This is a genomic window from Proteus sp. PR00208 (assembly GCF_016238545.1).
GTDB lineage: Bacteria > Pseudomonadota > Gammaproteobacteria > Enterobacterales > Enterobacteriaceae > Proteus.
The window spans coordinates 1-2,128 of sequence record NZ_JAEHQE010000047.1; the positions used below are offsets into that span (position 1 = coordinate 1).

Consider the following 2,128-nt stretch of genomic DNA (forward strand, 5'->3'; position numbering starts at 1 on the left):
CTGATCACTGATTCGCTTCATTCCCCTTGTGCCATTCCTCAAACAAGCCTTATCCATTGTTTAACGCCCCTTTTAACCGACAACATACAGACCAACGAATAAACGGCAGTCTGGAGTAGTGCATGTCGAAGAAATCAAAACCGGTTCGTCTTTGTGTTGAAGGGGCGACAACGGACGGGCGTCGAGTTGACCGCGAGTGGTTAACCCAAATTGCGAAAAACTTTGATCCCGCGGTTTATGGTGCGCGAGTTAATATCGATCACTATAACTATTCATGGGCACCACGCTTTGGTGATGTGGAATCGGTGTATACCGAGGAAATCAAAGAAGGGGCGCTGGCGGGTAAGTTGGCATTATATGGAGTGATCAATCCAACACCTGATTTAATTGAACTCAATAAAAAACGTCAAAAAGTTTATACCTCTGTTGAAATTAATCCGAGTTTTTCAGATACCGGCGAAGCCTATCTGGTCGGTCTTGCAGTGACCGATAATCCCGCGAGTTTAGGTACTGAAATGTTGCAATTTAGTGCCAATGCACAAAGTAGCCCACTTTCAGAGCGCAAACAAAGCAAAGATAACGTCTTTACTGTGGCAGAAGAAACGCATCTCGAATTTACTGACGAAAAACAAGAAAGCGATAAGCCGGGACTTTTTAGCGTCATTAAAGAGATGTTTTCTAAAAAGCAACACAGTGATGATGCGCGATTTACCGATGTGCATCAGGCCGTAGAGCTGTGCGCCCAAGAAGTGCAGACCCTTTCAGCAGAAATTACCGCATTAAAAAGCGCAGACCAACGCGAGGCGGTAAAAGCACTTACGCAACAACTCACTGAATTAAAAAACCAATTTGAAAATACAGACGCCTCGTTCTCACATCGTCCGCCGGCAACGGGTGGCGAAAATAACGGCGAAGTGCTGACGGATTGCTAAGGTAACGAACAGACCATGAAAAAAGAAACTCGTTTTAAATTTAATGCTTATATGACGCAACTCGGTAAAATTTACGGTGTTAGCGCCCAAGAGTTTAGCGATACTAAAGTACCGATTGAGCCGTCTGCTGCTCAAAAATTAGAAACTACGATCCAGCAATCGGCGGAGTTTTTAACGCACATTAATATTGTGCCGGTTGATGACCAAGTGGGTGAAGCTATTGGTTTAGGTATTGGCTCAACTATCGCGGGAACCACTGACACAACAGCAAAAGACCGTGAAACAAGCGATCCAATTAAGCTGACAAAAAACAGCTACCATTGCCAGAAAACCAATTACGACACCCATCTTGATTATTCAAAAATTGATATGTGGGCGAAGTTTACTGATTTTCAAACCCGTATCCGTGATGCAATCATCCGCCGTCAGGCATTAGACCGCATTATGATTGGTTTTAATGGTACGCACCGCGCCGATAACTCTGATCGTAAAAAATATCAATTACTGCAAGATGTGAATTCAGGCTGGTTACAAAAAGTCCGTGAACGTGCACCTGAGCATGTGATGGGCAGTGAAACGAAAGACGGAACAACAACAGCTAAACCGGTTTATGTTGGTAAAGGGCGCGCGTATCAAAATTTCGATGCGCTAGTCCAAGACACCATTGATAAGGCAATTGATCCAGAATATCAGGACGATACGGGGCTTGTTGTGATTTGTGGGCGTAAATTGTTAGCAGATAAATATTTCCCACTGGTCAATAAAGACCAAAATAATAGCGAAAAGTTAGCTGCCGATACCATTATTAGTCAGAAACGTATTGGCGGTTTACCGGCTGTACGTGCGCCGTTCTTTCCTGAAAATGCCTTTTTTATTACTCGTCTTGATAACTTGTCGATTTATTTCCTTGCAAATTCTCGTCGTCGCCAAGTGCTCGATAATGCAAAACGCGATCGCATTGAAAACTACGAATCAGTGAATGAAGATTTTGTGGTTGAAGATTTCCGCGGTGTGGCATTGGTTGAAAATATCGTTTGCGAAGATGCCGAAGAAACACCACCCGAAACCACTGACGTTATCGCGCCTGAAAATAACACCGGTACAGACAACAGCGCAGTAACGGAAGAAACACCGGCTGAAAATAAAAAGGCGAAATAATGTTATCTCCGTGGGAAAAACACCGCATGAGCCTAAGC

At 43.9% G+C, this 2,128-nt stretch carries 2 protein-coding genes; both read left to right on the forward strand.

What is annotated here, in order from left to right; translation table 11 throughout:
* Positions 1–122 precede the first annotated feature (122 nt).
* Positions 123–932 carry a GPO family capsid scaffolding protein gene (locus JEP36_RS17595; RefSeq protein WP_198630563.1) on the forward strand — a complete coding sequence of 270 codons (810 nt, stop codon included), beginning with the start codon at positions 123–125 and terminating at the stop codon, positions 930–932.
* Between the two features lie 15 nt (positions 933–947).
* Positions 948–2,090 carry a phage major capsid protein, P2 family gene (locus JEP36_RS17600; protein WP_198630564.1) on the forward strand — a complete coding sequence of 381 codons (1,143 nt, stop codon included), beginning with the start codon at positions 948–950 and terminating at the stop codon, positions 2,088–2,090.
* Positions 2,091–2,128 lie beyond the last annotated feature (38 nt).